This is a genomic window from Vibrio sp. D173a (genome assembly GCF_030248475.1).
Genome location: NZ_JAHGAH010000290.1, coordinates 1 through 941 on the forward strand (window position 1 = coordinate 1; position 941 = coordinate 941).

The following is a 941-nucleotide window of genomic DNA, read 5'->3' on the forward strand; positions in this document are numbered from 1 at the left end:
CCTCCTTTAACATTGCGTTTGCCGATTACAGTAAAGAGTTTGATCAGTGCATTGATACGTTGGGAGCCTATAGTCCAGCCGTTGTTAAATGTATGAATGAGGAATTATCGAAAAGGGATAAGTTGCTCAATACGGCTTATAAGCAATACATGGCGAGAATCCAAGATTTTCGTAAAGAAGATTTAAGAAAAACCCAACGATTATGGATTCAATACAGAGATGCTAAGTGTGACATGTTTTATCATAGTGAAAGTGGCTCTGGTGGGTTAGAGGATTTACACGACTGCCTAATTACAGAAACTATTCAGCGCACGAAAGAGCTAAATGAGGGCTGGTAGTGGAAGCATGAAAGGGGTTGGAATCTCTTTCTATCAAGTAATAAGAAAACCCGATTAATAAATTTAAAGCGGTTTTTTTCATCTATTCTTTCTAATTTTTACTTGCTAATAACCCGGTGTGGTTAACAAGTTGCGATGCTGGGATCAACACACTGGAAAATCTGACCATTAGCATTATTTCTTAACAGAAATTCATGGCTTAATCGTGCGGCTTCTCCCCGTGTAATCGGGCCGTGAACTTCTTTATGTTGTGATAACTCGCTTATCTGGGTTGGCTCACCATCTTTCAGCCCGCCAGATCTTAGAATCGTGTAATTCAATTTGCTGCTTTGTAGCCAAGCTTCAGCGAGTGTTTTTCACGTACTGCGTTTCGAAACCCTCTTTTGCACGATCTGAAAGGTATTGCCAACTATCATCACAACCCAGTGAAGTAATTAATAATAGATGTTGTGAAGTGCTTTGTTCGAATGCATTTGTTAAGTAGCGGTGACCAATGTAATCGACGGGTGTATCAGAGCGAAATCTGCCTATTTCTGGCTTGAGGAATAGCACTTGGGGCAATGGATTCACCTAAAGAGTTGGATAGTTTTAGGTCTAACTTCT

The 941-nt window shown here is 40.2% G+C and carries 2 protein-coding genes; one reads left to right on the forward strand and one right to left on the reverse strand.

Annotated features, from left to right (window positions below):
- Positions 1 to 338, forward strand: a 338-nt coding sequence (locus KIV40_RS24350) for a lysozyme inhibitor LprI family protein (protein WP_285351752.1), incomplete at its 5' end; no start/stop codon positions are given.
- Positions 339 to 460: 122 nt separating this feature from the next.
- On the opposite strand, the gene KIV40_RS24355 is transcribed toward KIV40_RS24350, so the two are convergent.
- Positions 461 to 658, reverse strand: coding sequence for a hypothetical protein (locus KIV40_RS24355; protein WP_285351753.1), 198 nt, complete (start codon positions 656 to 658; stop codon positions 461 to 463).
- Between the last annotated feature and the right edge of the window lie 283 nt (positions 659 to 941).